This window comes from Marinomonas sp. 63XJN7_7_ISO-PGPR-S23-202, assembly GCF_056173505.1.
Window position 1 is genome coordinate 1,228,664 of record NZ_CM149677.1, and the last position, 22,856, is coordinate 1,251,519.

The window sequence follows — 22,856 nt, forward strand, 5'->3', positions numbered from 1 at the left end:
GTTTTACTCACTCATGGCTGCAAAATGGCTCATGCTCTGGGAACAAAAATTACCATTGGCCACATTAGCTCTGACTACCGAGAACTGCAGTATCTCAACGATAATACCATTGTTGATAAGCAATCCAAGCATGTGATTGAAGCCAAAGAAATGTTCTCAGAACTTGCCAAAGACATTGATTTTCAGGCTGGAATTGAAGAACTGGTCAGCATTACTCGGTTTAAAGATATCGACCATCTCATCAGCGAACGCCAAATCGACCTTTTAATCGTCGGTCATAAAAACCGTCTATTTGGTGTTTTATCATCCTATTCGTTTGAGTTTATTAATCGCATCGATATCGATGTGTTGGTGCAACATATTCACAGTAAGAAATAAAATCCTTAATGGAGGCTTTATGAATAATCAAATTCAGCAGATCACAGCCCGTGAAATACTTGACTCTCGTGGTAATCCTACCATCGAAGTCGACGTGTTTGATACGGCAGGGCGAAGTGCTCGTGCATCTGTGCCATCGGGAGCCAGCACAGGCTCTCGCGAAGCTATTGAATTTCGTGATAATGACAAAAGTCGTTTTGGCGGCAAAGGTGTTTTACAAGCAATTGAACACATCAACCAAACCATTGCTCCGGCGTTGATTGGCTGCGATGCCCGCCAAATGCGCCAGATTGACGCCAAGATGATCGAATTAGATGGGACTGAAAACAAAGCTAAACTTGGTGCGAACGCCATTTTAGGTGTGTCCTTGGCTTGTGCCCGACTGGGGGCTTTGCAATCCGATTTACCACTGTACCAATATCTTGGCGGCACTGGTGCCAACCTGCTACCGGTCCCCTGCATGAACATTATTAATGGTGGCGTACACGCCCGCTGGCAGGGTGCTGACTTTCAGGAATTTATGATTGCACCTTGGGGCGCAGGTAGTATCAGCGAAGCCGTTCGTTGGGGCAGTGAAGTCTATCAAGCCTTGCGCAATGTACTTAAAGAAAAAGGACTCTCAACAGGGATCGGTGATGAAGGTGGTTTTGCACCGCAAGTTAAATCAAACCGTGAACCACTTGAGTACATTGTCCAAGCGATTGAAGCCGCTGGCTTTAAACCCGGAGAAGATGTTGCAATTTGCATAGATCCAGCTTCTAGTGAGTTCGCTGAGAACGGGATTTACACCCTAAAAACAGAAAATGCCAAACTGAACGCCACGCAGATGAGTGACTACTATGCGAAGCTGATCGATGATTTTCCAGTGGTTCTGCTTGAAGACGGTTTAGCCGAAGATGACTGGGAAGGTTGGAAAGTTCTGTATAATAAACTCGCTGGGCGCGTTGAACTCGTCGGTGATGACATATTTGTAACCAATATTACCTATATCCAACGGGGGATTGATGAACAACTGGCCAATTCTGCCCTAATTAAATTAAATCAGATTGGTTCACTGTCTGAAACCTTCGATGCTGTCAACCTGTGTCATCAAAACAACTGGGGTACATTTATCTCCCATCGCAGTGGCGAAACCACCGACAGTTTCATCGCTGATATGACCGTTGCCATGCGCGCCGGACACCTCAAAACAGGCGCACCATGTCGTGGTGAACGTGTGGAAAAATACAATCAGCTTATGCGGATTGAACAACAATTAGGCTCAGCTGCAGTCTTTGCTGGGAAAAACGCCTTTATCCGCAATTGCTAAAAATTGAGCCACCTGAGCATTAGCCGGGTTGGTTTGTAACTCTTGAGGCGGGCATTGTTGAATGACCCGCCCTTGTTCTATAAATGCAAACTCATTGACGATCGCACAGGCATCACTAAATTGGTGGGTCACCAATAACACCGCCAGTTGGTGCTCACTGGCCAGATTGCGAACCAATGTTAAACAATCCGCCCGCAAGACCGGATCCAGTGTGCTAAATGGCCCATCGAGTAACAAAATCGGCCGCTGACGAAGCAATGCCCGAGCTAACGCTGCCCGTTGATTCTGCCCTCCGGAAAGAGCACCAGGATAACTGGCCAGCCACTGCGCAATACCTAATTGCTCTGCAACCTTATCAATATACGCTTGCTCATGACGATCATGCTTTAATCGACCATTAATTCCTAGCGCTAAATTCTGCTGAACCGTCAAATGCTCAAATAAATTATGCTGCTGAAACAAACTGCTCACAGGCCGCTTAGCTACCAGCAGCTCCAGAATCGATTGTCCCTGCCACAGCAGCACTCCAGAGGCTGTTTCAAATCCAGCAATCATTGCCAGCCACGTCTTTTGGTTGTTGGTTATTGTTGCTGACAGTATTGTCCTTAAAAAGCCTTTTCAGACAGATCATGGAAAGGCTTTCTTGTTTCTGATGGAAGTTACGTTTTTACTTTTGTGGTTGGGCACTTTCTGGGCGAATAAAAACCGGAACCTGGCTGGTGGATTGGGCATCATCGTATTGATAGCCATTTACGTTGAAGGCTTTAATATCTTCCAGTGTTTTGCATTGGTGTTGAATTAAATAGCGAGCCATAAGGCCTCGCGCTTTTTTTGCATAAAAACTGATGACTTTAAATTTACCATTCTTCTCATCTAAAAAGTTTGGAGAAATCAATGGCACATTGAGTTTTTTAATATTGACCGCTTTAAAGTATTCATTAGACGCAAGGTTGACCAGTAATTCTCCCTCGCTTAGTTGTTCATTGAGCGCGTTGACAATGGTGTCACCCCAAAATTGGTATAAGTTTTTGCCACGAGGGTTTTCTAGATGGGTGCCCATTTCGAGACGATACGCTTGCATTAAATCAAGTGGTTTAAGCAGACCATACAATCCACTGAGTATGCGTAAATGGTCTTGGGCGTATTTTATCTCTTTATGGCTTAAGCTATAGGCGTCCAGCCCAGTATAAACATCTCCCATGAAGGTATAGATAGCGGGGCGACTGTTGTCTTTGCTGTGTGTTTTTTCCCAAGACTGATAGCGCTCAACATTAAGGGTTGCTAGTTTGTCGCTAAGTTTCATTAAAGACCCCACTTGCGCGGGAGTGTAAGGCTTTATGGTTTCTATCAGTTGTTGGGCGTCGTCTAGGTAGTCAGGTTGAGACACTTCATCAACACTTGGTTTGGAGCTTGTATCGAGGGTTTTAGCTGGGGATATTAAAAATTTCATAGTCATTCCATCGGTTCAAATGTTGCGTTTGCTAAAGATTATCCATAGAGTGTCGATAGATATCTAGAGTTAATGGTAATAGAGATAGGATATGGCTGATAATCTGATCTACCTCCCCATACAAAAAAGATCACCTAAGTGTTCTTTTTATGACGCTATTAGTGATAGAGATCTCATCGAATTGCGAGACGCGTTTGATCGCGCGCGAGAGCAATGGCCGCTGGAAATTGCAGAGCTACCGGAAAATAATAAAAAATACGCCCACAAAAAGTGAGTTTGGCTGTAAACTAACCTTCTCTTTGTGTTGACTATGGTCATTGTTGTTATGTTTGCCTTTCTTATTCGTCATTCCTTGGTTTTTATGTTTCTCTCTGCGGTACTAGGGTTTGCTCTGCCTGACCTCTCTGGCCATTTTTTTGTTTTTCTCCCTTATACTTTGTTTTGCTTAATGACGTTAACCTTGTTGGGTATTAGGCAAAATGAGTTGCTGCGTCGATTAAAAAAAATCAGTGTTTGGGGATATGCTTTCATTCACAGCGCTGTTTATATGCTGTTTGTTGGCTGTATTGCGGGCCTTTTTCATTTGGATAAAAATTTACAGCTGGCGATGGTGTCCGTGGCGGCAACGGGCTCTTTATTCGCAACACCTGCGATTGTTAGAGCGCTTGGCTTCGATAGTATTGAAGCTATGGCGATGACAATCGCTTCGACCCTTCTTTTACCAGCTGCTATTTTTATCACCCTACTGGTATATCATTCTGGACATATATCTCTTGATTTAACGTCTTATATTTCACGATTGGTTATATTTATATTTGGGCCAATGTTTTTTTCATTTATTATTCACAAAACCATACAAAAGAATACGCTGAATAGTATTTTGAATCGAATTTCTCCTTATACAATATTGTTTGTATTGGCTTTTCCTTTTGGATTGGTAGGTAGCTTTAGAAAACTGTTCGATGGAAATCCACATGATGCTTTCATTTATTTAATGGTTGCAGTATTGTTATGCAGTGTGTTTTTTATTGTTTCTTATTGGGTTTATAGAAAATCAGGAAAGGAGTTCGCATTAACCGCAGCTATAACTTCGGGCAATCGAAATGTTTTACTAACATATACGATTGCTGGAGGGTTGTTAGGGCCTGCTTTTTTGCCTCTTGCTGGCGCGCTTCAGATACCGACGTCGTTATTGCCAGTGGTCACACGTTACCTTTCTCGTAAAATTGGTTAATTTTTGTTGTAAATACTCGAATTAGTTACTTTTTGTTGTAGATGCTTGAAAGCTTTAAGATAGAAGCTAATCTTACGGTGAATTAAATTGTCTCGAGTTGTTTTATTATTCATACAAAAATTGAGTGAATAAGCGACAATAGAAATCATTGTTATTCAAGTTATTGTTATTAAAAAGGATGTTTGTCTTCGAAATGTAAGACTTACAAAGAGAAGAGTGGCTAAATAAGGTCCATACTGATGAGAAACAATATTCCGGTTACAACAAACGAGAAAACCTTTGCCAAAGATGTAAAACTTATCTCCACCACAGATTTAAAAGGCCGTATCACAAATTGCAATAAGGCTTTTTTAGATATCAGTGGCTTTGAGAAAGAAGAGCTTATTGGCAGTCCTCATAATATTGTGCGTCACCCAGACATGCCAGTTGAAGCATTTGATGTGATGTGGAAGTATTTAAAGCGCGGCGAACCTTGGATGGGGATGGTGAAAAATCGCTGTAAAAATGGTGACTTTTACTGGGTTGATGCTTATGTCACACCCGTTACAGAACATGGCAAGGTGGTTGGTTATGAATCGGTTCGAACCTTGCCTGATCGAGCTGATGTAGCACGAGCTGAAAAAGTCTACAAAAGAATAAATGCAGGAAAGCGAGTGATGCCTCGTGTTGGTCTCTCACTTCCTGTGCTGATATTGATTACTGGTGCAGCGCTTGGCATTGCTGGAGGGCTTGTCACTGGGCTTTGGGAGGGTATAGCCGTTTTTCTAGCGGCAAGTTTATTATCGAATGCATTGCTTTTTATAGGGTGGAACAACTCTGTCAAAACGTTATCGCAAAGATTATCAACTTCGTTTATGCACCCTCTTGCGGCAATTACCTATTCTGATGCATCACTCTCTACTGGTAAATTGGATGTGGGGATTAAAAGTCTTAGGTCGCGTTTAGATGCGGTGCTAACACGTATTGAAGATGAGTCTAGTAAAGTATTTGATCAGGCAAATATTGGGTACCGCTTGACAGATGAGTCGGCACAGAAAATGACAAGTCAACAGCATGAGACTCAAGATGTGGCGGCGGCTATGCACCAAATGACGACGACCATCAGTGAGGTGTCTGCCCATGTGCAAAGTACTGCTGACGGAGCAAAGGAAACCTCAGATTCCGCTCAGGAAGGTAGAAAGGTAATTGAAGAGACGCGTCACTCTATTGAAGCATTGAATCAAATGGTTAATGAAATAAGTGATACCGTGGAAGAGTTGTCTGAGCGTTCGGAAAAAATTGCCCAAGTAGCACAGATGATCGACCAAATTGCTGAGCAGACGAATCTATTAGCCCTGAATGCGGCTATTGAGGCTGCACGTGCTGGTGAACATGGACGTGGCTTTGCTGTGGTCGCTGACGAAGTGCGTCAGTTGGCCCAACGAACACAGGGGTCAACAAAAGAGATTCATGACATCATCGAAGTGTTGAGACAAAGCGCCAAACAATCGGTTGCAAAAGCCAATCAGGGTAAAGTGGGTGCGGAACAAGGAGTGCAGCAAATGCTGGCGGCGGAAGCGTCATTGGTCTCTATTGTTTCTGGGGTCTCAGGAATTTCAGATATGGCGAACCAGATGGCGGCAGCCGTAGAGGAGCAAGCGCACGTATCGGAGGATATTAATCAACAAATTGTTCGTATTTCTAATTTGGCCACTGAAAGTTTAGATAAGGCGAACAGTTCTTCAGAAAGCATCCAGATGTTGCTGACTATTTCTTCAGACTTGCATGAGTTGGTGACTCGCTTTAAGTAAATGTTTTCGTAATCTTCTAAGGACAGAGGTACTGCCATATGGAAAGGGTTAAAAATTAAAAAGCCGAGCTGTGAATCACAACTCGGCTTTTTACTGATATATTGTTAAAACTAAGGTAAAGGGAGAGGTCTTAAACGCTCACTTGCCTGATTCATACTCATCATCACGATGTTCTGACTGCCTTTCGAATCTCCCATCGCTTGAAGTAAACGACTCAGCTCTGCCATTGCTTCGCTATTTGCATTTAAGTTAAACGCGTTCTCGTAGTAGTCTTTGGCTTTGCCCCATAAACGAATGGATTGACTCAATCGACCACACACAAGGTACAGGTTTGAGCTACGTGGCTCTTTCTTAAGCCAGTTTTCACAGTTGTTTAACAGTTTGTTGCTATTGAGTTCACGTAAATTGCCATATTCGTAGATAAGTTCTTCTGACCACCTCTTGTTTAAGCTTTGGCGGATAAAAACCTCTGCTTTTTCTTCGTCTTTAAAAGCGATGAGTGTTTGGGCATACAGCTTGCGCATGTAATCGTCTTGGGACAATGAGTCAAGTTTATTCCATAAAGACTCGACGTCTGAGACGAGTGCTTTGTTGCTCTCACCAAGCTTATTTCGGAATTTAATTTTTTCCAAAAGAGCTAAAAAGGCATTGCGCTCTAAATCCAACATATTTTCTTCATCGAAGATACCCTCTTTTTTTAGCGTCGGTGTGAGGCTGAGTAAGGCATCCCAATCTTTTAACTTAGTATAAACCGCTACCAGCATTTTTAAGATTTGCCTGTGTTTTGGTTTAATTTTCTGTAGGCGTAAAAGGGAGGCGAGGGCGCCTTCATAATGTTTTTGTCGGATTTGAATTTGACTTTGCGCAAAGCCGATGGCGAACTCTGCCTCTGGTGTGGATTGGTGAGCAGTACGAAGTAGTGCTTTAGAACGCTCATGTTCTTCCTGTTCACTGGCTGCGTAGGCGGCACCAATATAGTTGATAAGTGGGTAGGAGGCATTTCCTGCACTACTGGTTAGCAGCTTTTCTGCCTTTTTCCAGTTTCCGCCGACCAGTTCCAACATGCCGCGAATCGTGTTTTTAGCGGCACGTTTATGGGCTAAGTTGTCAGTAATTTTAGACAGTGAGCTGCTGGGCCTTAGGGCAATAAACAAAATCTTTTTTACCCACCCTAATACAAACAGTGCAACGATAATCGCCGCTACTAATACCCATAAACTGGTTTCGATTGTTACGCCATCGTAAGCAATCAGTACGTAGCCACTGTCTTGTCGCATGAGTAATCCGATAATCCCCCCAACGACCATCATGATAACAAGGATAAATAAAAGTTTTCTCATGCTTTTGCTCCTTGATCATTTGGATTTTTTGGGGAGCCTTGAGTCTCAGGCGAGACGGCATTTGGTTTGTTTTTGTCTGCTGGTGGGGTTGAGGCCGCAGGAGTGCTTGGCTCTGCAGGGGGCGTTGCTTTCTGTGGAAGTTGTTGGGACTGCTCTGTGGATTGAGCTCTCTCATTCCACTTTTTCATAAGCGTTTTCATGGCTTCAAGGGAATCGTTAGGCAGTGGTAAATCAGGTGCAGGGTTCACTTGTTGCAATGAGGTAATACTGGCCAAGAAGGCAATAACTTTTTGTGATTTGGTATCAAAATGTTCTGTGACGGCTTTGGCAACACGAGAAAGAGCATTTTGGTAGATTTTTGATTCGCCTTTCACCATGGCGACTTGTGCGACGTCAATTTGCAGTTGCAAACCTGTTATCAGTTGTTGATATTCGGTTGGCGGTAATAGGGTTTTAATGGGAGTATGATCGTAGTTAATGATGACTAGCGATTTTAACGATTGCCAAAGTTCGCTTAACACGCCAGTGACTTTGTCCGTTATTTTTTGAGATGGTGTTTCTGTATTGCTTGCTTGGTGATCTTGCTGCCAAGCTTTAGAAGGTTCCCGTTGAGGAAGTTGGCTAACTTGGTCATACAGAGCGTCTAACTGCAAGTAGCGGCCTTGTAAATCAAAGTGTCGCGTTGATTTAAGCGCTTGAATGTCTTTTGCGATGGCTTTGCGAGCGGCAAAAAACATGGGATCTTGCAGTTCGGCTAAAATCGAGTCAGCACTGGATAATAAACTAATAGCTCCTCTGGCATCTGATTCTAAAAGAACGCGTTGATTTGCAAGGCGAACCAAGTATTCCACTTCCGCTAATTTCCAGTCTTCTTTTGTATTGTTGTGAATGCGACTTAATTGTTTTTGAATGGTTTTAATCTGTTGGCTTTGCTGGCTTTGTTCGCTAACCAGTTGCTCGGTTTGTTGTTTTATCTGCTGTTCTGTTTGAACGACCTGACTGGAAAGTGTGTTAATTTGCGAGCGCGATTGGTTGTAAGCAACAAGTTGGTCGGTAATCTTATCCTGTTGCTGTTGTAGCCGGGTAATGGCGCCAGCGGGGTTATGCTGTTGGGCTTGATAAAATAGCCAACCACTAGCCGATAAGGAGGCAAGAGAGATAACAATGCTGGCGCTAAGCAATGTTTGGTTTATTGAAAATGTGCTCTTTGCTCTTTGTGAATTTTGTTCTTCACGTTTTCTGTCACGAGCCTTCTGGGCACCAGATCGAGTATCTTCTTGCAACGTTTTAGAGGGATGGCTGTTCTCTTCCAAGTTGGTGTTATTATCTGTCATTCTTATTTCCTATGTGAAGGTCCGTCGCTGAGATAAGGCTTTGGTCATCGGCGCCATTAGCACATGTTGCCTGCTTCCAGCCCATTTCTAGAGCTAGGTTGTTTACTCTAACACTCGGGGTAAGGATGGGAAGCGCTTTTAGCTCAGGTTTAAATTGTTCAGTATAGTCGTTTAGGTTTTCTAAGCTTTCACCACTGGTGATCCAAATTAGATCAATGTCTGGAAGCATAAGAAACGTTTGTGCAACATAATAAGGTTGTTGTCTTTGGTATAAAGACAAGTATTGTACACTAGCCCCTCGTTTTGTTAACTGGTCTCCTAGCTCCGTTCTCCCGCCTTCCCCTTTAATGATCAGCACTTTTTGGTCTCGCATTTTAGCGGGTTTCAGCCATTCTAGCAGTGCTTCAGTGGTATGGCCTGGATTGGTAATGGCTGGAATCCCTTGCTCTTGTAATGCTTTAGTGGTGCCTTTGCCAATGCCAATCCAATGGATTCCTTCAGGGATCATTGGCCAGCAGTCGTCTAGCCATTCAACACCAAATCGCACGGCATTTTTACTAATAAAAATCACATAATGAAACTCATCTATATTAAAAACAAGAGAGCGAATGGCAGCGATGCGGTTAGGATCCGTAATGGGCGAAATAGAGAGCATCGGAAGAGAAACTGGCAAGTAACCATGTTGTTTAGCGTGTTGACAGCTTAGGCTGTTCTCTGGCTCAGGACGAGTGATTAAAAGACTTAACTTATTCACCTGTTTACCTTCCGTTAACTGCATGTTGTCATATTATTGATAAATAGCGGCCAAGATGGCGTCGGCGCCTTTTGTTAGTAAGTCTTCAGCCACCGAAATACCTAAGGCTTTCGCGTTGTCTTTATGGCCCCTTGTTTGGCTTTCAATCATGGTCTTTCCATCTGGGCTGCCAACAAGGCCGCGGATATAGATCTCATCGCCTGATAAGGTCGCATAGCAGGCAATCGGTGCTTGACAGCCACCATTGAGTCGTTCATTAACCGCGCGTTCTGCCGTCACTCGTATGGCAGTATCATTGTGTTGCAGGGGGGTTAAGAGTTCAATGGTAGCAAGGTCATCGGAACGACATTCAATGCCCATTGCGCCTTGACCGCCTGCCGGTAAGCTGGTTTCCACAGGAATGCGCAGACGAATACGATCTTGCATGTTTAAGCGAATTAGACCTGCGGTTGCTAATATGATGGCATCATACTCGCCTTCATCCATTTTCCGTAAGCGAGTGTTCACATTACCGCGTAGGTCTTTGATCACAAGGTCAGGACGTTTCATGCGTAGCTGACAAGAGCGGCGTAAACTAGATGTACCAATGACGCTACCAGCTGGAAGGTCATCAATGGTGTCAAAATGGTTGGACACAAATGCGTCGGTTGGATCTTCTCGCTCGCAAATTACCGCTAAACCTAGCCCTTCAGGAAAAGCCATGGGAACATCCTTCATTGAGTGCACGGCGATGTCTGCACGTCCGTCCACTAGGGCGGTTTCCAGTTCTTTAACGAAAAGGCCTTTGCCGCCGATTTTCGATAAAGGTGAATCTAAGATTTGATCTCCTTTCGTTGTCATGCCAAGCAGCTCAACACGTAGCGTCGGGTATAACGACTCTAACTGAGCTTTAACATTGTTGGCTTGCCAAAGGGCTAACTGACTTTCTCGAGTGGCAATCACTATCTTATCTTTCACGCTATCTCCTAGTTAAATGTGGGCAGAGGAAATGGGTTGTCTGCTTTGAGATTGATGCTGCTAATCATACTCGTTAACGTCGAGAGCGTCATCTTTCAATACTTTATAAGTCGCGGCGCTTAAGGTACTCTGTGCGTCTGTTTGAATTTGTGTGGGAACCAACTGAATGACTGATACTAATAAAACCACAAACCAGCAATGGGGTGGTCGTTTTTCTGAGCCTGTGGATGCGTTTGTTGCGCGTTTTACTGCATCTGTTGAGTTTGATCAACGAATGGCAAAGCAGGATATACAAGGATCGATTGCGCATGGCAAAATGCTCGCCAGTGTGGGGGTTTTGACGGAAGAAGAACGAGATCAGATTATTCAAGGTCTGACGGAAATCGAAGATGAAATTCAGCGCGGCGAGTTTGCATGGTCAGTTGAGCTAGAAGACGTGCACATGAACATTGAGGCGCGTCTGACGCAAAAAATTGGTATTACAGGTAAGAAACTACATACAGGTCGCTCTCGTAATGATCAAGTGGCAACCGACATTCGTCTCTACTTGCGTGACGAAGTAGATTTTTTATTGGAAGAAATTACCCGTTTGCAACAAGGTATTTTGAGTTTGGCTGAAAAAGAGGCGAATACCATTATGCCAGGTTTTACTCACTTGCAAACGGCCCAGCCAGTCACTTTTGGTCATCACCTTATGGCCTGGTACGAAATGGCGCAGCGCGACTACGAGCGTCTTGTTGATTGTCGTAAGCGGATTAATATTTTACCTCTTGGGGCGGCGGCGCTTGCTGGAACGACTTATCCGATTGATCGAAATATGACCGCCGAATTACTCGGTTTTGAGCGTCCGACTTATAACTCTCTTGATTCTGTTAGTGATCGTGATTTTGCCATTGAATTTACCTCGACGGCTTCTATCATCATGATGCATTTGTCTCGTTGGGCAGAAGAGATGGTGATGTGGGCCTCAGCTCAATTTAACTTTATCTTCTTGCCAGATCGTTTTTGTACGGGCTCATCCATCATGCCCCAGAAAAAGAACCCAGATGTACCAGAGTTAGTGCGAGGAAAAACAGGTCGCGTTTATGGGCATTTAATGGGCTTGCTGACTTTGATGAAGTCGCAGTGTCTGGCCTATAACAAAGACAACCAAGAAGACAAAGAGCCGTTGTTTGACACCGTTGATACGTTAAAAGGTTCCTTGCGAGCTTTCGCGGACATGATTCCTGCGATTGAATCTCGTCAGGAAAATATGTACGAAGCTGCGCGCCGTGGCTTCTCTACTGCGACGGATTTAGCGGATTACTTGGTTCGTCAAGGTGTGGCTTTCCGTGATGCCCACGAAGTGGTGGGTAAAGCGGTTGGATATGGTGTGAAAGAGAGCAAAGATCTTTCTGAAATGACGCTAGAAGAATTGCAGTCCTTTGGAAGCATGATCAAAGAAGATGTTTTCGAAGTGTTAACGTTAGAAGGTTCTGTAGCGGCTCGTAATCATGTTGGTGGAACAGCACCTGCTCAAGTATTGCAAGCAGTAGAACGAGCAAAATCGGATCTTGCTTTACGCGATTGATACGGCTCATTTTGTCTTAATTGACTGTTTAAATTAAAGCCCGCTCTGCGACTAAACACTAGACTAATGATTTCCATTGATTGAGTGTTTATCTCCACAAGAGTGGGTTTTTTGCTTATTTGCTCTCGTCTGATTGACTCTTATGTAAGGTCTAGCCTAGCTACTTGATTTAGGCTCAACTTGTTTATACGCCCCTCTTTTTTTGATTACAAAAATATATATAGAGTTACATACAAACATAAATGTTAACATAAAGTTACGATTTGCTTGGTTGTATCGTTATTCTTTAACAATATCAGGAATGATTTGTAATAATCTATTCCATAGTATAGCCAACGGTTTACTCAGTACATCCAGCCTAGATGATTCTAGAAGAAGGCGTTAAAGACTTTCCCTAGTGTGTAGTGTGCAATTTCGCCTGTCGGGCTGCTAGAAGGAGGGCTATCGCGTGGGAATACATAAAAGAGCGTGATTAACTTTTCTTGGGGGTCACAATGAATGTTAATGATTTTGAGGCTTTTAAGGAAAAGGCTAATTGTAAAAATATAGATTTTCAGGCTTTCAGTAGGGAGGAAGAGTTTAAGCACTCTTTCTGGGGCGTGATTAATGAAATAAACGAGGCTATAAAATTTCATATTAATGATGAAGGAGTATTAAATACCTCGTTAGATAAAAAAATACTTTCTGCATATTCTCTTTTGGTGCCAGAAGAAAATACACAGGACGAACATTTTGAATTAGTGAGCACAGGTGTAGAAGAGAAAGAAGAGCCGTTATTTAACTCTCGTTTTGCTTTTATTAATGTCGGTGAACGTTCATGAATATTGTTTATATCTCTTCACCTAAGGGCGGTGTCGGAAAGACAACGGTAACGGCTAACTTATCCCTTTCTATGCAACGTTTAGGCTATCAGGTTGTTGCTATTGATCTAGACCCTCAAAACAGCTTACGTCACCATTTTGGTGTGGATGTGAATGATGCTAGAGGATTAGTTACTCTATTAAGTCCTGATGTAAATTGGCAAAATTACCTATTAGAAACATCAAGTGGTGTCTCTATATTGCCTTATGGACAGTCTAATAGAGATCAGAAAAAATCATTTGATAATAAATTAATTACTATGCCTGACTTTTTGTATGAAAGATTAGAGCAGTTAGTACTTCCTGAGAAATCCATTATCTTAATCGATTTACCATCTGGAGACAGTAGGGCTTTAGAGTGCATCGAGAAAGTACCCTCTGTTGAGTTAGTTGTATTAACAGCTGATGGTGAGTCTGTTGTTACATTGCCTTTGGTGATGGCAGGAAAGAAAACTTTTTTTATTATTAATCAAATATCCCGTCCACATCGCTTAAATCGGGATATCTCGGAGTTTTATGATCAAAAGCTTGGTTCATTATTAATAGGGCATATTCATAAGGATGAATCTGTACCTGAGTCGTTTTCTATTAAAAAATCCATTTTCGATTACTCCCCTTATTCGTCTTTTATTAGCGACCTAGATGCTATATCCAGAAATTTAAGCCGAATTTTTGAACTTTGAAAAAGGCCTTTAACATGAGTGAAAAAAATCATGATCAATGGGTGTTTGGTATTTTTCGCATTGGTTGTCTTATTGTTCTATTTCTATTTATAGCGCTCGTTGTTGTCACACCTCTTGATCTTCGTAATCAAACTATTTTTGCGATTATTAGTGTGATTTTTATGTTATTAATGAGCATCATAAAGTCCAAATTCGTAAGAATTGTTCTGATTTTATTGAGTGTTATTGTTTCTACTCGTTATTTATATTGGCGGATGGTCAATACATTGCCATTGTCATCACCATTAGAGTTTATTCTAGGCTGTGGTCTTTTGTTGGCTGAGATCTATGCATGGGTTATTATGCTGCTTGGTTATGTGCAAACTATATATCCTTTAAAGAGAAAAATATACCCGCTGCCTAAAGATTATAACACATGGCCAACTGTTGATATTTATATACCAACTTATAATGAAAGCTTAGATATTGTCCAAGATACGGTGCTAGCTGCCCTTAATATTAGCTATCCAAAAGACAAGGTGAAAGTATATCTATTAGATGACGGAAAACGGCCTGAGTTTGGAAAATACGCTGCTTCGGCTGGTGTTGGCTATATTACGCGTTCTAATAATGAACATGCCAAAGCCGGTAACCTGAATAATGCTTTAAAACAGACGCAAGGAGAGCTGATCTGCATCTTCGACTGTGATCATGTGGCTACTAAGTTATTTTTACAATCGACGGTAGGTGCATTTATTGCTGATCCTAAGCTGGCGTTAATGCAAACTCCCCATCATTTTTATTCGCCAGATCCATTTGAGCGTAACATGGACAGAGCGAGTCATGTGCCTAGCGAAGTGGAGTTGTTTTATGGCCCAGTTCAAGAGGGGAATGATTACTGGAATGCCGCATTCTTTTGTGGGTCTTGTGCGGTTATAAAGCGTTCTGCACTAGAAGATATTGATGGTTTTGCGGTAGAGACTGTTACAGAGGATGCTCATACGGCATTACGGTTACAGCGTAATGGCTGGAATACGGCCTATTTGAGTATTCCTTTGGCGGCAGGTTTGTCAACTGAACGGTTGGCACTTCACATTGGGCAACGTGCTCGGTGGGCACGAGGGATGAGTCAAATATTTCGGATTGACAATCCTTTGTTAGGTAAGGGGCTGGCCTTACACCAACGACTTTGTTATTTAAATGCCATGATGCATTTCCAGTTTCCCTTAGCAAGAATTGTATTTATCACCGCCCCGCTTGCTTATTTATTATTTGGACTCAATGTTATTCATGCGTCGCCTTTTGTATTATTAGCCTACGCATTACCTCACCTTATTCACTCTATTAAAACTAACACTTTAGTGCAAGGTAAACATCGATTTTCCTTCTGGGGTGAGGTTTATGAAACTGTATTATGTTTTGCTTTAGTCAAACCTACTTTATTGACGCTTTATAACCCTAAAAAAGGAAGTTTTAACGTGACAGAGAAGGGAGGGACATTGAAGGAAGGTTTCTTTGACGCAAAATCGGTACGCCCTCATTTAATTGTTTTATTAGTTCTGATTATTGCTATTATATGGGGAATAATCCGCACGATTTTATATAGGTACTATAATGTAGAGCCATTTTCTTTGTTACTAAATATTTTCTGGGCATCTTTTAGTGCGATGATTATTATGGCTTCTTTGTCAGTTGCTAGAGAGTCTAAACAAGAGCGCCAATCCGTTTGTATAAATATAGAGTTAAAAACCATTTTATACTTAAAGAATGGGAAAACACTAGTAACAAAGTCTTATGATTTATCGATGGGGGGGATTCGGGTAGATTCGTTAGAGCTTTCTGTCAGTGAGGCAAAAGAAATAAACCATATAGAGATTTTTTTTGATGGGAAGGCTTTGTTATTTCCTGTTGAATACATTTTTTCAAATGAAGAAAATATACGTTTTCACTTCAAATTCTTACCTATAAAACAACGAAGACATCTTGTTGAAGTTGTAATGGGGCGTGCGGATGCTTGGTTAAATAGATCATATAAAAAAGATCAGGTAATAGCATCTTTAATAACTGTGGCATGTCAAAGTATTAGTTTGTTATCAAGTAGTGATCGAAATTTAGGATGGAGGAAATGGTGTAGACAGTTTTTTGGGTATTGGAAAGTACGTGTCTTTTTTATTTTTTTGATCTCTTTGTTATCAATTTCTGTCACAAGTAAAGTATGGGCAAGCGACATTGTTTATAACCAAAACTTATCTCTTAAAGCTGCGGGTTTTCATACGCCTCTAGTTCTTTATGATAATGGTAGTCAAACGGGTGCTTATATTACATTAAGAAAAGATGAATATGTTAGTAAGGCGACTTTTCATTTGTTTTTTAAGTATCCAAATATTGTATTTCCTGAGGATAGCTTTTTGCAAGTGAAATTGAATGGACAAGTTGTAAAAAAAATACCTTTAGATACTTTTGGTTCTGCTGGTGTTTCCTTATCAATTCCTATTAGTCCAGATTTGATATTAAGTGAAAATAATCTTTCTTTTAGAATATTAGATAAAAGCGGTAGTCAATGTACCAACTCTGATAAAACAAAACTCAGACGCGTGGTTATTAGTAATAAATCAAACTTCTCTCTTATCAGTCATCCTTTAGTTGTTGGAGGTGATTTGGCGGGTTTGCCTAGACCTTTTTTCGATCCTAATCAGATGACAGAGAGTACTATCCCCATTATTTTGCCAAGAGAGGGTTCGTCTAGCCTTCTTGACAGTGCTGGAGTTATAGCCTCTTACTTTGGAACGCTAGCCAAGCAAAAAACAGTCAGGTTTCCTATTAGCGAAAACCATTTACCTGAGGCTAATGCGATTGCCTTGGTTATTGGTAATAAGTTTTTTGGAAGGCGCTTTCCTTCATTATCAGGGCCTGAAATACGCTTGATTGATAATCCAAAAAACAAATATTTTAAAATTTTACTCGTGATGGGGCGTAATGATAAAGAGTTGAAGGAAGCGGCTCAATTTTTTGCAGAAGGTAAAAAAATGAATGGCAATTCATTTTATGTGCCTAAAGTGAGTGTTCCCAAGAGTCAACCCTATGATGCGAAAAGTTGGATCAGAATCGATCACCCTACACCTTTTTCTGAGATAGCCAAGCCAGCAGATTTAATCTCAAAAGGAGTACATCATTCAGAGATAGATGTGTACTTTCGCGCGCCACCTGATTTATACCAATGGCGAAATCAGTCCGCGTCTATGAAGGTTAACTACCTTTTTCCTGAGAGTGGTTTTAGCAAGCATGACTCTAAACTAGACGTAACATTAAATGGTAAATATTTGACCTCCTTAGGCGTTAATGAAACGGGGATATGGGCCAGTCTGAAAGCGTTACTTGGATATGATATTAGGAAGCAAAGCGCCACCATTTCTATTCCAGCTTCGCTATTATATGGTGAAAACAGGTTGCAGTTTTATTTTGACTTAAAGCAAAAAGCAGCGGCTGATTGCCAAGCATCCAATAATACGGAATTAGTTAGTCAGATATTGCCATCTTCGACCCTAAATCTTACAAAGTTGAGACATTTTACAGCGCTGCCGAATTTATCGTATTTCGTGAGTTCTGGCTTTCCTTTCACTCGGAGATCTGATTTGTCTGACACGGTTGTTGTACTACCTAAGCAGCCCTCGCAATCTGAATTATCCACATTTCTAGACACTATGGCCAAAATGGGCGCTTTTACTGAATTGCCTGTGTTTAACGTTCATGTAAAACAAGGGCTGTCTTTTGGTCCTGAAACAAAAGGAAAAAATGTTCTGGTGATCGGGCGTATTAGCCGTTTAGAAAATTCGAATATGTTGCAGGGATCTCCGTTTAAACTGGTTCAACGTCATCTGATTTTAAAAAAGCGCTCTTTAGGGCAAAGATTAAAACTGTTTTTACTTAACGATGAAGCGATAGATGAAAAAGCGGCTAGTAGCGATCTCCAACGACAGGATGCATTTTCTGGTTTATTAAGTTTTGCTTCACCTCAAAGTTCGTCGAAAACAGTGGTTGTCATGACATCCAGTGATGACAAGCTGATTACGACTCAACAGCGTCTTTTTTCTTCTGGTGTGGGGGCTTACATACATGGTGACCTGGCCGTTGTAGGTAATAAAACTATTCGCTCCTATCAAGTAGGCCCAACTTATGGTCATGGTGAGTTGTCTTGGTATAAGAAAACCCTTTGGTACTTTAGCCAACATATTTTTTTACTTGTCAGTATTTTGTTAGCGGGCGTGTTACTCGGTGCGCTGTTGCTTTATCCCATTATAAAGAGCAGAGCGGTAAGAAGGCTTTCTGAGGTAAGGAAAGAAAGAAATGAGCGATAAAAAGTGTTTGCTAATATCTCTATTGCTAATGGTGTTTTCTTCTCAAGCATTGAGTGCGCAGATCAGTATTGAGCAAAATCAATATAATACTTTGTTTCAGCAAGCCGATTTTTGGATGGCAAAGCAGCGTCCTAATCTGGCGAAAGATTCTTTGCAACGGATCCTATTATCTGATCCGAATAATCTTAAAGCTTTGTATAAATTAGCCTTATTGTCAGCTCAGAATCATGATGGAGCAGCTAAAAAACAGTATATTGATAAAATTAAAAGTATCGACCCGGATAGCCTGTATCTTGAGCGATTACGGAACCCTTTATCACACAGTTCTCTATTATCCAAAGCTAGGGAATTGTCTTCAGAGGGGCAATATTCACAAGCTATAAGTGATTATCAAAAAGCATTTAATGGGAATGTGCCCCCTGAAGAATTTGCTATTGAGTATTATTTAACCTTAGCTGGTACTAAAGATGGGGTAGATAAGGCTCGTAATGCTTTATATAAACTGTATCGAGAGCACCCTGATAATAGTGCTTTTAAGATTGCTTACGCTAAGGTGCTGACGTACAAAGAATCTACCCGCCGACGAGGCATTGAAATCTTAGAGAAAGAAGACAAAACGCACCCTGAGGTAGATAAAAGTTGGCGACAAGCATTACTTTGGTTGGGCGCGAAACCCTCTGATCGTAGGTTGTATGATGCTTACTTATTAACCCGGCGGGATTTTATATCTTCTAAGCGGCATAGCAAATTGACCTATGCTTAAAGTACTTTTTAACTCGATCTGGGTGCTTCTGTAACATTCTCATATGTGAGATCACTCTTCCTTTTAAAGCTTGTTCATTCTTTGGTGCATCACCAGTGTGGATACCTGCTTTTAGATCACAATTTAGGTATTCATCTGGGTTAAGTTCAGGTGAGTATGCTGGCAAATAAAAGACTTCTATTTGCTCTTTAATTTTTGGCTTAGCCAACCAGTTTCTTACTAACTTGGCATGATGGACTCGAAGGTTATCGAGTATCAGAAAAATCTTTTTCTTCGACGAGGAAATGAGTCTTTTCATGAAGCGCATCAATACTTTAGCGGTCATTGTATCGGAATAGGTCATAAAGCGAACTGTTCCTTGGTTTGTGACAGAAGAGATCATATTGAGGCGGCAGTGCTTCGCTGGAATCACTTGAACTGGTGTTTTGCCTCTGGGAGCGAAACTGCGTCCATGTTGACTGTCATTACGAATGCCTGTTTCATCACCCCAATGTATCTCCCCGCCTTCATTTGCCGCTCTTTCTTTGATTAAGGGATATTCTTCTTCAAGCCATTTAGACACTTTTTGCGGATTCTGCTCGTAAGCCTTTTTCAATGGCTTTTGTGGTGTAAAACCCCAGCGTTTTAGATAGTCTCCTATCGTTCTAATAGGCATATCCTTTCCCCACAATTGTTTGATGAGTTGTTGGATCGCCCGCCGCGTCCATAAAGCAAAATTCAACTTACACTGATCCGGCATTTTGTCTGTGATTTCTTGCTGGATGCGAGCTTCTTGTGCTTTGGTTAAGCTGCGAAATAGGCCTTCTTCGCGGCCACGCTTCTTATACTTAAAGCTGTCTTTTCCACGTTTTAAGTAGTCTCTATACCAACGACCAACGGTGTCAGCATGGACTCCAGTCACTTCTGAAATGTCTTTAAACAAGAAACCTTTATCACGCAGTTTGACAACTTGTTTTCGTAGTCTAGCAAGCTCTGAAGTGGGCAGTTTTCGGGGGTCTATTTTTTCGTTCATTCAGTGATTATATCAGATAATTCTTGCCGCCGGGTTAATAAACAAATATCCAAATGACCGAGAAGTGGCCGCTCACTTTAAAAAGGCGACGACATTAACCGCAACGCAAGCTGGTGAAATAGCGAGAGTTAGAGGCTATAAAGCGTATAAAAAAGGTCAGAACGATAAAGCATTAAGGGAGTTTAGACTGGCGTTGAGATATGACAAACATGATGCCGCTTCAATTGCTGGTATTGGATTAGTGAATCAGCGCTTGAATCATCTTAAGGCTGCGTATGAATATTTGGATAAAGCGATTAAGTTAGCGCCTAACGAGGCTGATGAATGGATTAGCGCGAGAGACAGCGCCTATTTTTATGCCCATTTAAATGAGGTGAAGCAATTGGCTAAAAATGGGCAATACGATAGTGCTTTGTCGAAACTCAATACATTGAAGCATTATAACGATAAGCAAGAATTGGATGCCCAGATTACTAAGGCAGACATTCTTCGAAAAGATAATAAGCTGACGCAAGCGCTGATTATCTATAATAGCTTGCTGATTAAGGACAGCACAAATCTCCCTGCTCGAATTGGCCTTATGGATGTGCTAGAAAAGGAAGGTGAATGGGGGGAAGCCAGTGCCTTAGCGCAGACTTTGCCATCTTTTGCTCAAAAAGAATTTAAAGGAGAAGCTTTAAGTCAAGCATTAGCGCTGAAATCGGACGCTGAATCAGAATCCACATCAATGGCTTTGAGTACGTTAAGGCAAGCTTCGAATTTGGCACCAAGTAATCCATGGATTCGTTTAGATTTAGCCCGCACTCTTAATAAAACAGGTAATCCCCAAGCCGCAGAGTCATTGCTTGCTCGTGGTGTTAAACAATACGGCACAGTGACTGACCGCTATGTGGCTGCTTTGTATGATCAAGATCAAAAAAACTGGTCAGATGTTATTGCAATGCTTAAGCCTATTCCAAAGGTTCATCAGGATAAAAAAATTATCCAATTAAAAAATATAGCAGCTCTACAGCTATCATTAGCACGTATTAAACGGCTTCAAAATGTTGGTGATATGATGGGGGCACGCAAAATTATTTCGACACTTTATCAAACGACACCAAGTAGTGTTTCCGATGAGGGGAGTATTGCCTCTGCGATTTATCAAAGTGGGCAACACAATTTAGCCCTGTCTTATCTGCAGACTTATCCACCAGCTTTAGATCAGCCTGTTGAGGATTATCGTACTTTGTTGACAGTGATGGCAAAAGCTGGTGATCCCGACGGTGCAAATCGTTTACTTCATCAACTATCAGGTCGTCAAGTGCTTTCCAGTGATGATCATGTAGCGATACATCATATCCGCAATGATTTGACGATTATACAATCTGATAAACTCAGAAAGGATGGACAGTTAGCACAGGCTTATGAGCTATTAGCCGATAGAATGCGCTTGTATCCGGATAATGCTGATTTGTTATTAGCAATGGGGCGCTTGTATCGAACTGGTCAGAAAGACGATAAGGCATTACAGATTTATCAGTATGTATTCAAAACGCACCCACAAAACCTAAGTGCCATAGAAGGTGTGGTATCAATAGAGTTATCACTGCATAAGCTAGACTTGGCAAAAGCTACCGTGGATGCTGTACCTAAAGGGATGGCAAATAATCCTAGGGTGTTGTTGTTGAAGGCTCGTGTTGAATCGGCACTAGGAAATAATAGTGATGCCTTGAAGGCTTTGTCTCAAGCAAGAGTAGTATTGCAGCAAAATTACTCAGGGGGCGTATCTGGGATGAATACAGATATTTTTACTTCTAAAAACCCTTTTATAGATTCTGACTTTAATAAGCGTCAGTCTGAGAATCAAGTATCTGAAAACATGACACGGCCTATTTGGTTGCCAGGTAAGGAAGCTAACAAGTCAGAGGTGGTTAATAAGCAAAATAATGATACAAACAAAACGTCGTTAGCTTACCAGGTTTATCAATTGACAAAAGAGATTCAGAAAAATAATGCGACGTATTTGAAGGTAGGGGCTCAGATTCACTCTAGGAGTGGCGAGTCAGGCTTGAGCCGGCTCGATAGCATAGAGGCGCCTGTTATCATTAATACGCCTTATGCAAATGGTCGCTTTCAGTTAACCGTCACGCCAACTGTATTAAATGCTGGCAGTGACTCAAGTAACCCTGAGTTATTTGGAACGAATGCTGTGTTTGCAAGCACGGCGGCCACACCAAGTCAAAATGATGGAGGCGTTGGGCTTAATGTGTCTCAACAGTGGCAAAGGTTAAAGCTAGACCTTGGTACAACACCTCTAGGATTCCAAGAAAGTCACTTGGTTGGAGGTTTTAACTGGCAACCGTATTTGACTGATCACCTCTCTCTTAATGTCAATCTTGAGCGTCGAGCGGTCAAGGATAGTCTACTGTCGTATGCAGGAACATCTGATCCTACGACACGTGAAAAATGGGGAGGGATAACTAAAACAGGAGGTACATTGGGCCTTAACTTTGATAACAGTGTGATTGGCTTATACGGCAATGTGGGTGCTTACCGCTATCGAGGTAATGGTGTACAAAGTAACCTTAAGCTTCAAACTTCTATAGGTGGTTATTTTCATATTGTCAATAATGAGACGCGCCAGCTGTTGGCAGGCATGGATATCACTATTATTAGTTTTGATCATAATGTGAGCAAATACTCACTAGGGCATGGTGGCTATTTTAGTCCACAAAACTATGCGGCGCTTACTTTGCCCATTACATTATCTGAAAAGCATAAAAATATGGACTTTACGCTTAAGTTTAGTCCAGGCTTCCAAAGCTTTTCAGAAGACTCTGCTCCCTTTTATCCCGAGAATTCGTCTTTTCAAGGACAGCTAAACAGTCTTGTTTCAGCGAATAAGAGTAAACTTAAGAAATCCGTTTACGGTTCTGAAACAACCCGGGGTTTTGGTATTAGCCTATCAGGAAAGGCAACCTACCATCTGAATCCGATGTTAAGCCTATACTTTGGTGCTGGATACGATAATTTTGGTGATTATAATCAGGTGTCGGCTTCATTAGGTGCAAAATACTTGATAGGTACAACGAACTAAACTGTTTGA

General features: G+C 41.7%; 18 protein-coding genes. 11 read left to right on the forward strand and 7 right to left on the reverse strand.

What is annotated here, in order from left to right; genetic code table 11:
• Positions 1–24: 24 nt before the first annotated feature.
• A complete protein-coding gene (locus AC0VYG_RS05640; RefSeq protein ID WP_475431346.1) occupies positions 25–378 on the forward strand; it encodes an adenine nucleotide alpha hydrolase family protein in 354 nt (117 codons plus the stop codon).
• Between the two features lie 19 nt (positions 379–397).
• Positions 398–1,687: a phosphopyruvate hydratase gene (gene eno / locus AC0VYG_RS05645; RefSeq protein WP_199476991.1), complete on the forward strand. Its 1,290-nt coding sequence runs from the start codon at positions 398–400 to the stop codon at positions 1,685–1,687.
• Here the strand turns inward: eno and AC0VYG_RS05650 are convergent.
• Together AC0VYG_RS05650 and yaaA are read right to left on the reverse strand one after the other, a co-directional pair.
• Positions 1,640–2,242, reverse strand: coding sequence for an ATP-binding cassette domain-containing protein (locus AC0VYG_RS05650; protein WP_475431347.1), 603 nt, complete (start codon positions 2,240–2,242; stop codon positions 1,640–1,642). The genes eno and AC0VYG_RS05650 overlap by 48 nt on opposite strands.
• Positions 2,243–2,354: 112 nt before the next feature.
• Complete coding sequence (gene yaaA, locus AC0VYG_RS05655) at positions 2,355–3,137, reverse strand: peroxide stress protein YaaA (protein ID WP_475431348.1); 783 nt, start codon at positions 3,135–3,137, stop codon at positions 2,355–2,357.
• A 91-nt stretch (positions 3,138–3,228) separates the two neighbouring features.
• Between yaaA and AC0VYG_RS05660 the strand changes: the two genes are divergently transcribed.
• The 3 genes from AC0VYG_RS05660 (at position 3,229) to AC0VYG_RS05670 (ending at position 6,161) form a co-directional block, all read left to right on the forward strand.
• A complete protein-coding gene (locus AC0VYG_RS05660; protein ID WP_475431349.1) occupies positions 3,229–3,411 on the forward strand; it encodes a hypothetical protein in 183 nt (60 codons plus the stop codon).
• 174 nt (positions 3,412–3,585) lie between these two features.
• A complete protein-coding gene (locus AC0VYG_RS05665) occupies positions 3,586–4,371 on the forward strand; it encodes a hypothetical protein (RefSeq protein WP_475431350.1) in 786 nt (261 codons plus the stop codon).
• A gap of 239 nt (positions 4,372–4,610) precedes the next feature.
• Positions 4,611–6,161 carry a methyl-accepting chemotaxis protein gene (locus AC0VYG_RS05670; protein ID WP_475431351.1) on the forward strand — a complete coding sequence of 517 codons (1,551 nt, stop codon included), beginning with the start codon at positions 4,611–4,613 and terminating at the stop codon, positions 6,159–6,161.
• Between the two features lie 110 nt (positions 6,162–6,271).
• Here AC0VYG_RS05670 and AC0VYG_RS05675 read toward each other — a convergent pair whose 3' ends face one another.
• Genes AC0VYG_RS05675 through hemC form a run of 4 tightly spaced genes read right to left on the reverse strand, consistent with a single transcriptional unit; the run spans position 6,272 to position 10,546 of the window.
• Positions 6,272–7,501, reverse strand: a complete 1,230-nt coding sequence (locus AC0VYG_RS05675) for a heme biosynthesis HemY N-terminal domain-containing protein (RefSeq protein WP_475431352.1) — start codon at positions 7,499–7,501, stop codon at positions 6,272–6,274.
• On the reverse strand, positions 7,498–8,835 hold the full coding sequence (locus AC0VYG_RS05680) for a uroporphyrinogen-III C-methyltransferase (protein ID WP_475431353.1): 1,338 nt from the start codon (positions 8,833–8,835) through the stop codon (positions 7,498–7,500). The genes AC0VYG_RS05675 and AC0VYG_RS05680 overlap by 4 nt, the downstream gene beginning before the upstream one ends.
• On the reverse strand, positions 8,825–9,589 hold the full coding sequence (locus tag AC0VYG_RS05685; protein WP_475431354.1) for a uroporphyrinogen-III synthase: 765 nt from the start codon (positions 9,587–9,589) through the stop codon (positions 8,825–8,827). The genes AC0VYG_RS05680 and AC0VYG_RS05685 overlap by 11 nt, the downstream gene beginning before the upstream one ends.
• A 33-nt stretch (positions 9,590–9,622) precedes the next feature.
• Positions 9,623–10,546 (reverse strand): hydroxymethylbilane synthase, encoded by a 924-nt coding sequence (gene hemC / locus AC0VYG_RS05690; RefSeq protein WP_475431355.1) that lies wholly within the window; start codon positions 10,544–10,546, stop codon positions 9,623–9,625.
• Positions 10,547–10,712: 166 nt separating this feature from the next.
• Here hemC and argH point away from each other — a divergent pair, with 166 nt between their 5' ends.
• The 5 genes from argH (at position 10,713) to AC0VYG_RS05715 (ending at position 18,756) form a co-directional block, all read left to right on the forward strand.
• Entirely contained in the window at positions 10,713–12,116 is a 1,404-nt protein-coding gene (gene argH / locus AC0VYG_RS05695) for an argininosuccinate lyase (RefSeq protein ID WP_475431356.1), read from the forward strand.
• Positions 12,117–12,610: 494 nt separating this feature from the next.
• Positions 12,611–12,937, forward strand: a complete 327-nt coding sequence (locus tag AC0VYG_RS05700; RefSeq protein ID WP_475431357.1) for a hypothetical protein — start codon at positions 12,611–12,613, stop codon at positions 12,935–12,937.
• The gene (gene bcsQ / locus AC0VYG_RS05705) at positions 12,934–13,659 is read left to right on the forward strand and encodes a cellulose biosynthesis protein BcsQ (RefSeq protein WP_475431358.1); all 726 of its coding nucleotides are present in this window, start codon (positions 12,934–12,936) and stop codon (positions 13,657–13,659) included. The genes AC0VYG_RS05700 and bcsQ overlap by 4 nt, the downstream gene beginning before the upstream one ends.
• Positions 13,660–13,673: 14 nt before the next feature.
• On the forward strand, positions 13,674–17,993 hold the full coding sequence (gene bcsA, locus AC0VYG_RS05710) for a UDP-forming cellulose synthase catalytic subunit (protein WP_475431359.1): 4,320 nt from the start codon (positions 13,674–13,676) through the stop codon (positions 17,991–17,993).
• Positions 17,983–18,756 carry a hypothetical protein gene (locus AC0VYG_RS05715; protein ID WP_475431360.1) on the forward strand — a complete coding sequence of 258 codons (774 nt, stop codon included), beginning with the start codon at positions 17,983–17,985 and terminating at the stop codon, positions 18,754–18,756. The genes bcsA and AC0VYG_RS05715 overlap by 11 nt, the downstream gene beginning before the upstream one ends.
• On the opposite strand, the gene AC0VYG_RS05720 is transcribed toward AC0VYG_RS05715, so the two are convergent.
• Complete coding sequence (locus AC0VYG_RS05720; RefSeq protein WP_475429081.1) at positions 18,725–19,768, reverse strand: IS630 family transposase; 1,044 nt, start codon at positions 19,766–19,768, stop codon at positions 18,725–18,727. The two genes, AC0VYG_RS05715 and AC0VYG_RS05720, sit on opposite strands and share 32 nt — an antisense overlap.
• Before the next feature lie 64 nt (positions 19,769–19,832).
• On the opposite strand from AC0VYG_RS05720, the gene AC0VYG_RS05725 reads away from it, so the two are divergent.
• On the forward strand, positions 19,833–22,847 hold the full coding sequence (locus AC0VYG_RS05725; protein ID WP_475431361.1) for a cellulose biosynthesis protein BcsC: 3,015 nt from the start codon (positions 19,833–19,835) through the stop codon (positions 22,845–22,847).
• The last annotated feature ends 9 nt before the right edge of the window (positions 22,848–22,856 follow it).

Excerpts from the sequence above, each read along its gene's own strand:
- AC0VYG_RS05640 (WP_475431346.1), top strand. The coding sequence starts at position 25 with ATGGCTCATGCTCTGGGAACAAAAATTACCATTGGCCACATTAGCTCT.
- eno (WP_199476991.1), top strand. The coding sequence starts at position 398 with ATGAATAATCAAATTCAGCAGATCACAGCCCGTGAAATACTTGACTCT.
- AC0VYG_RS05650 (WP_475431347.1), bottom strand. The coding sequence starts at position 2,242 with ATGATTGCTGGATTTGAAACAGCCTCTGGAGTGCTGCTGTGGCAGGGA.
- yaaA (WP_475431348.1), bottom strand. The coding sequence starts at position 3,137 with ATGAAATTTTTAATATCCCCAGCTAAAACCCTCGATACAAGCTCCAAA.
- AC0VYG_RS05660 (WP_475431349.1), top strand. The coding sequence starts at position 3,229 with ATGGCTGATAATCTGATCTACCTCCCCATACAAAAAAGATCACCTAAG.
- AC0VYG_RS05665 (WP_475431350.1), top strand. The coding sequence starts at position 3,586 with ATGACGTTAACCTTGTTGGGTATTAGGCAAAATGAGTTGCTGCGTCGA.
- AC0VYG_RS05670 (WP_475431351.1), top strand. The coding sequence starts at position 4,611 with ATGAGAAACAATATTCCGGTTACAACAAACGAGAAAACCTTTGCCAAA.
- AC0VYG_RS05675 (WP_475431352.1), bottom strand. The coding sequence starts at position 7,501 with ATGAGAAAACTTTTATTTATCCTTGTTATCATGATGGTCGTTGGGGGG.
- AC0VYG_RS05680 (WP_475431353.1), bottom strand. The coding sequence starts at position 8,835 with ATGACAGATAATAACACCAACTTGGAAGAGAACAGCCATCCCTCTAAA.
- argH (WP_475431356.1), top strand. The coding sequence starts at position 10,713 with ATGACTGATACTAATAAAACCACAAACCAGCAATGGGGTGGTCGTTTT.
- AC0VYG_RS05700 (WP_475431357.1), top strand. The coding sequence starts at position 12,611 with ATGAATGTTAATGATTTTGAGGCTTTTAAGGAAAAGGCTAATTGTAAA.
- bcsQ (WP_475431358.1), top strand. The coding sequence starts at position 12,934 with ATGAATATTGTTTATATCTCTTCACCTAAGGGCGGTGTCGGAAAGACA.
- bcsA (WP_475431359.1), top strand. The coding sequence starts at position 13,674 with ATGAGTGAAAAAAATCATGATCAATGGGTGTTTGGTATTTTTCGCATT.
- AC0VYG_RS05715 (WP_475431360.1), top strand. The coding sequence starts at position 17,983 with ATGAGCGATAAAAAGTGTTTGCTAATATCTCTATTGCTAATGGTGTTT.
- AC0VYG_RS05720 (WP_475429081.1), bottom strand. The coding sequence starts at position 19,768 with ATGAACGAAAAAATAGACCCCCGAAAACTGCCCACTTCAGAGCTTGCT.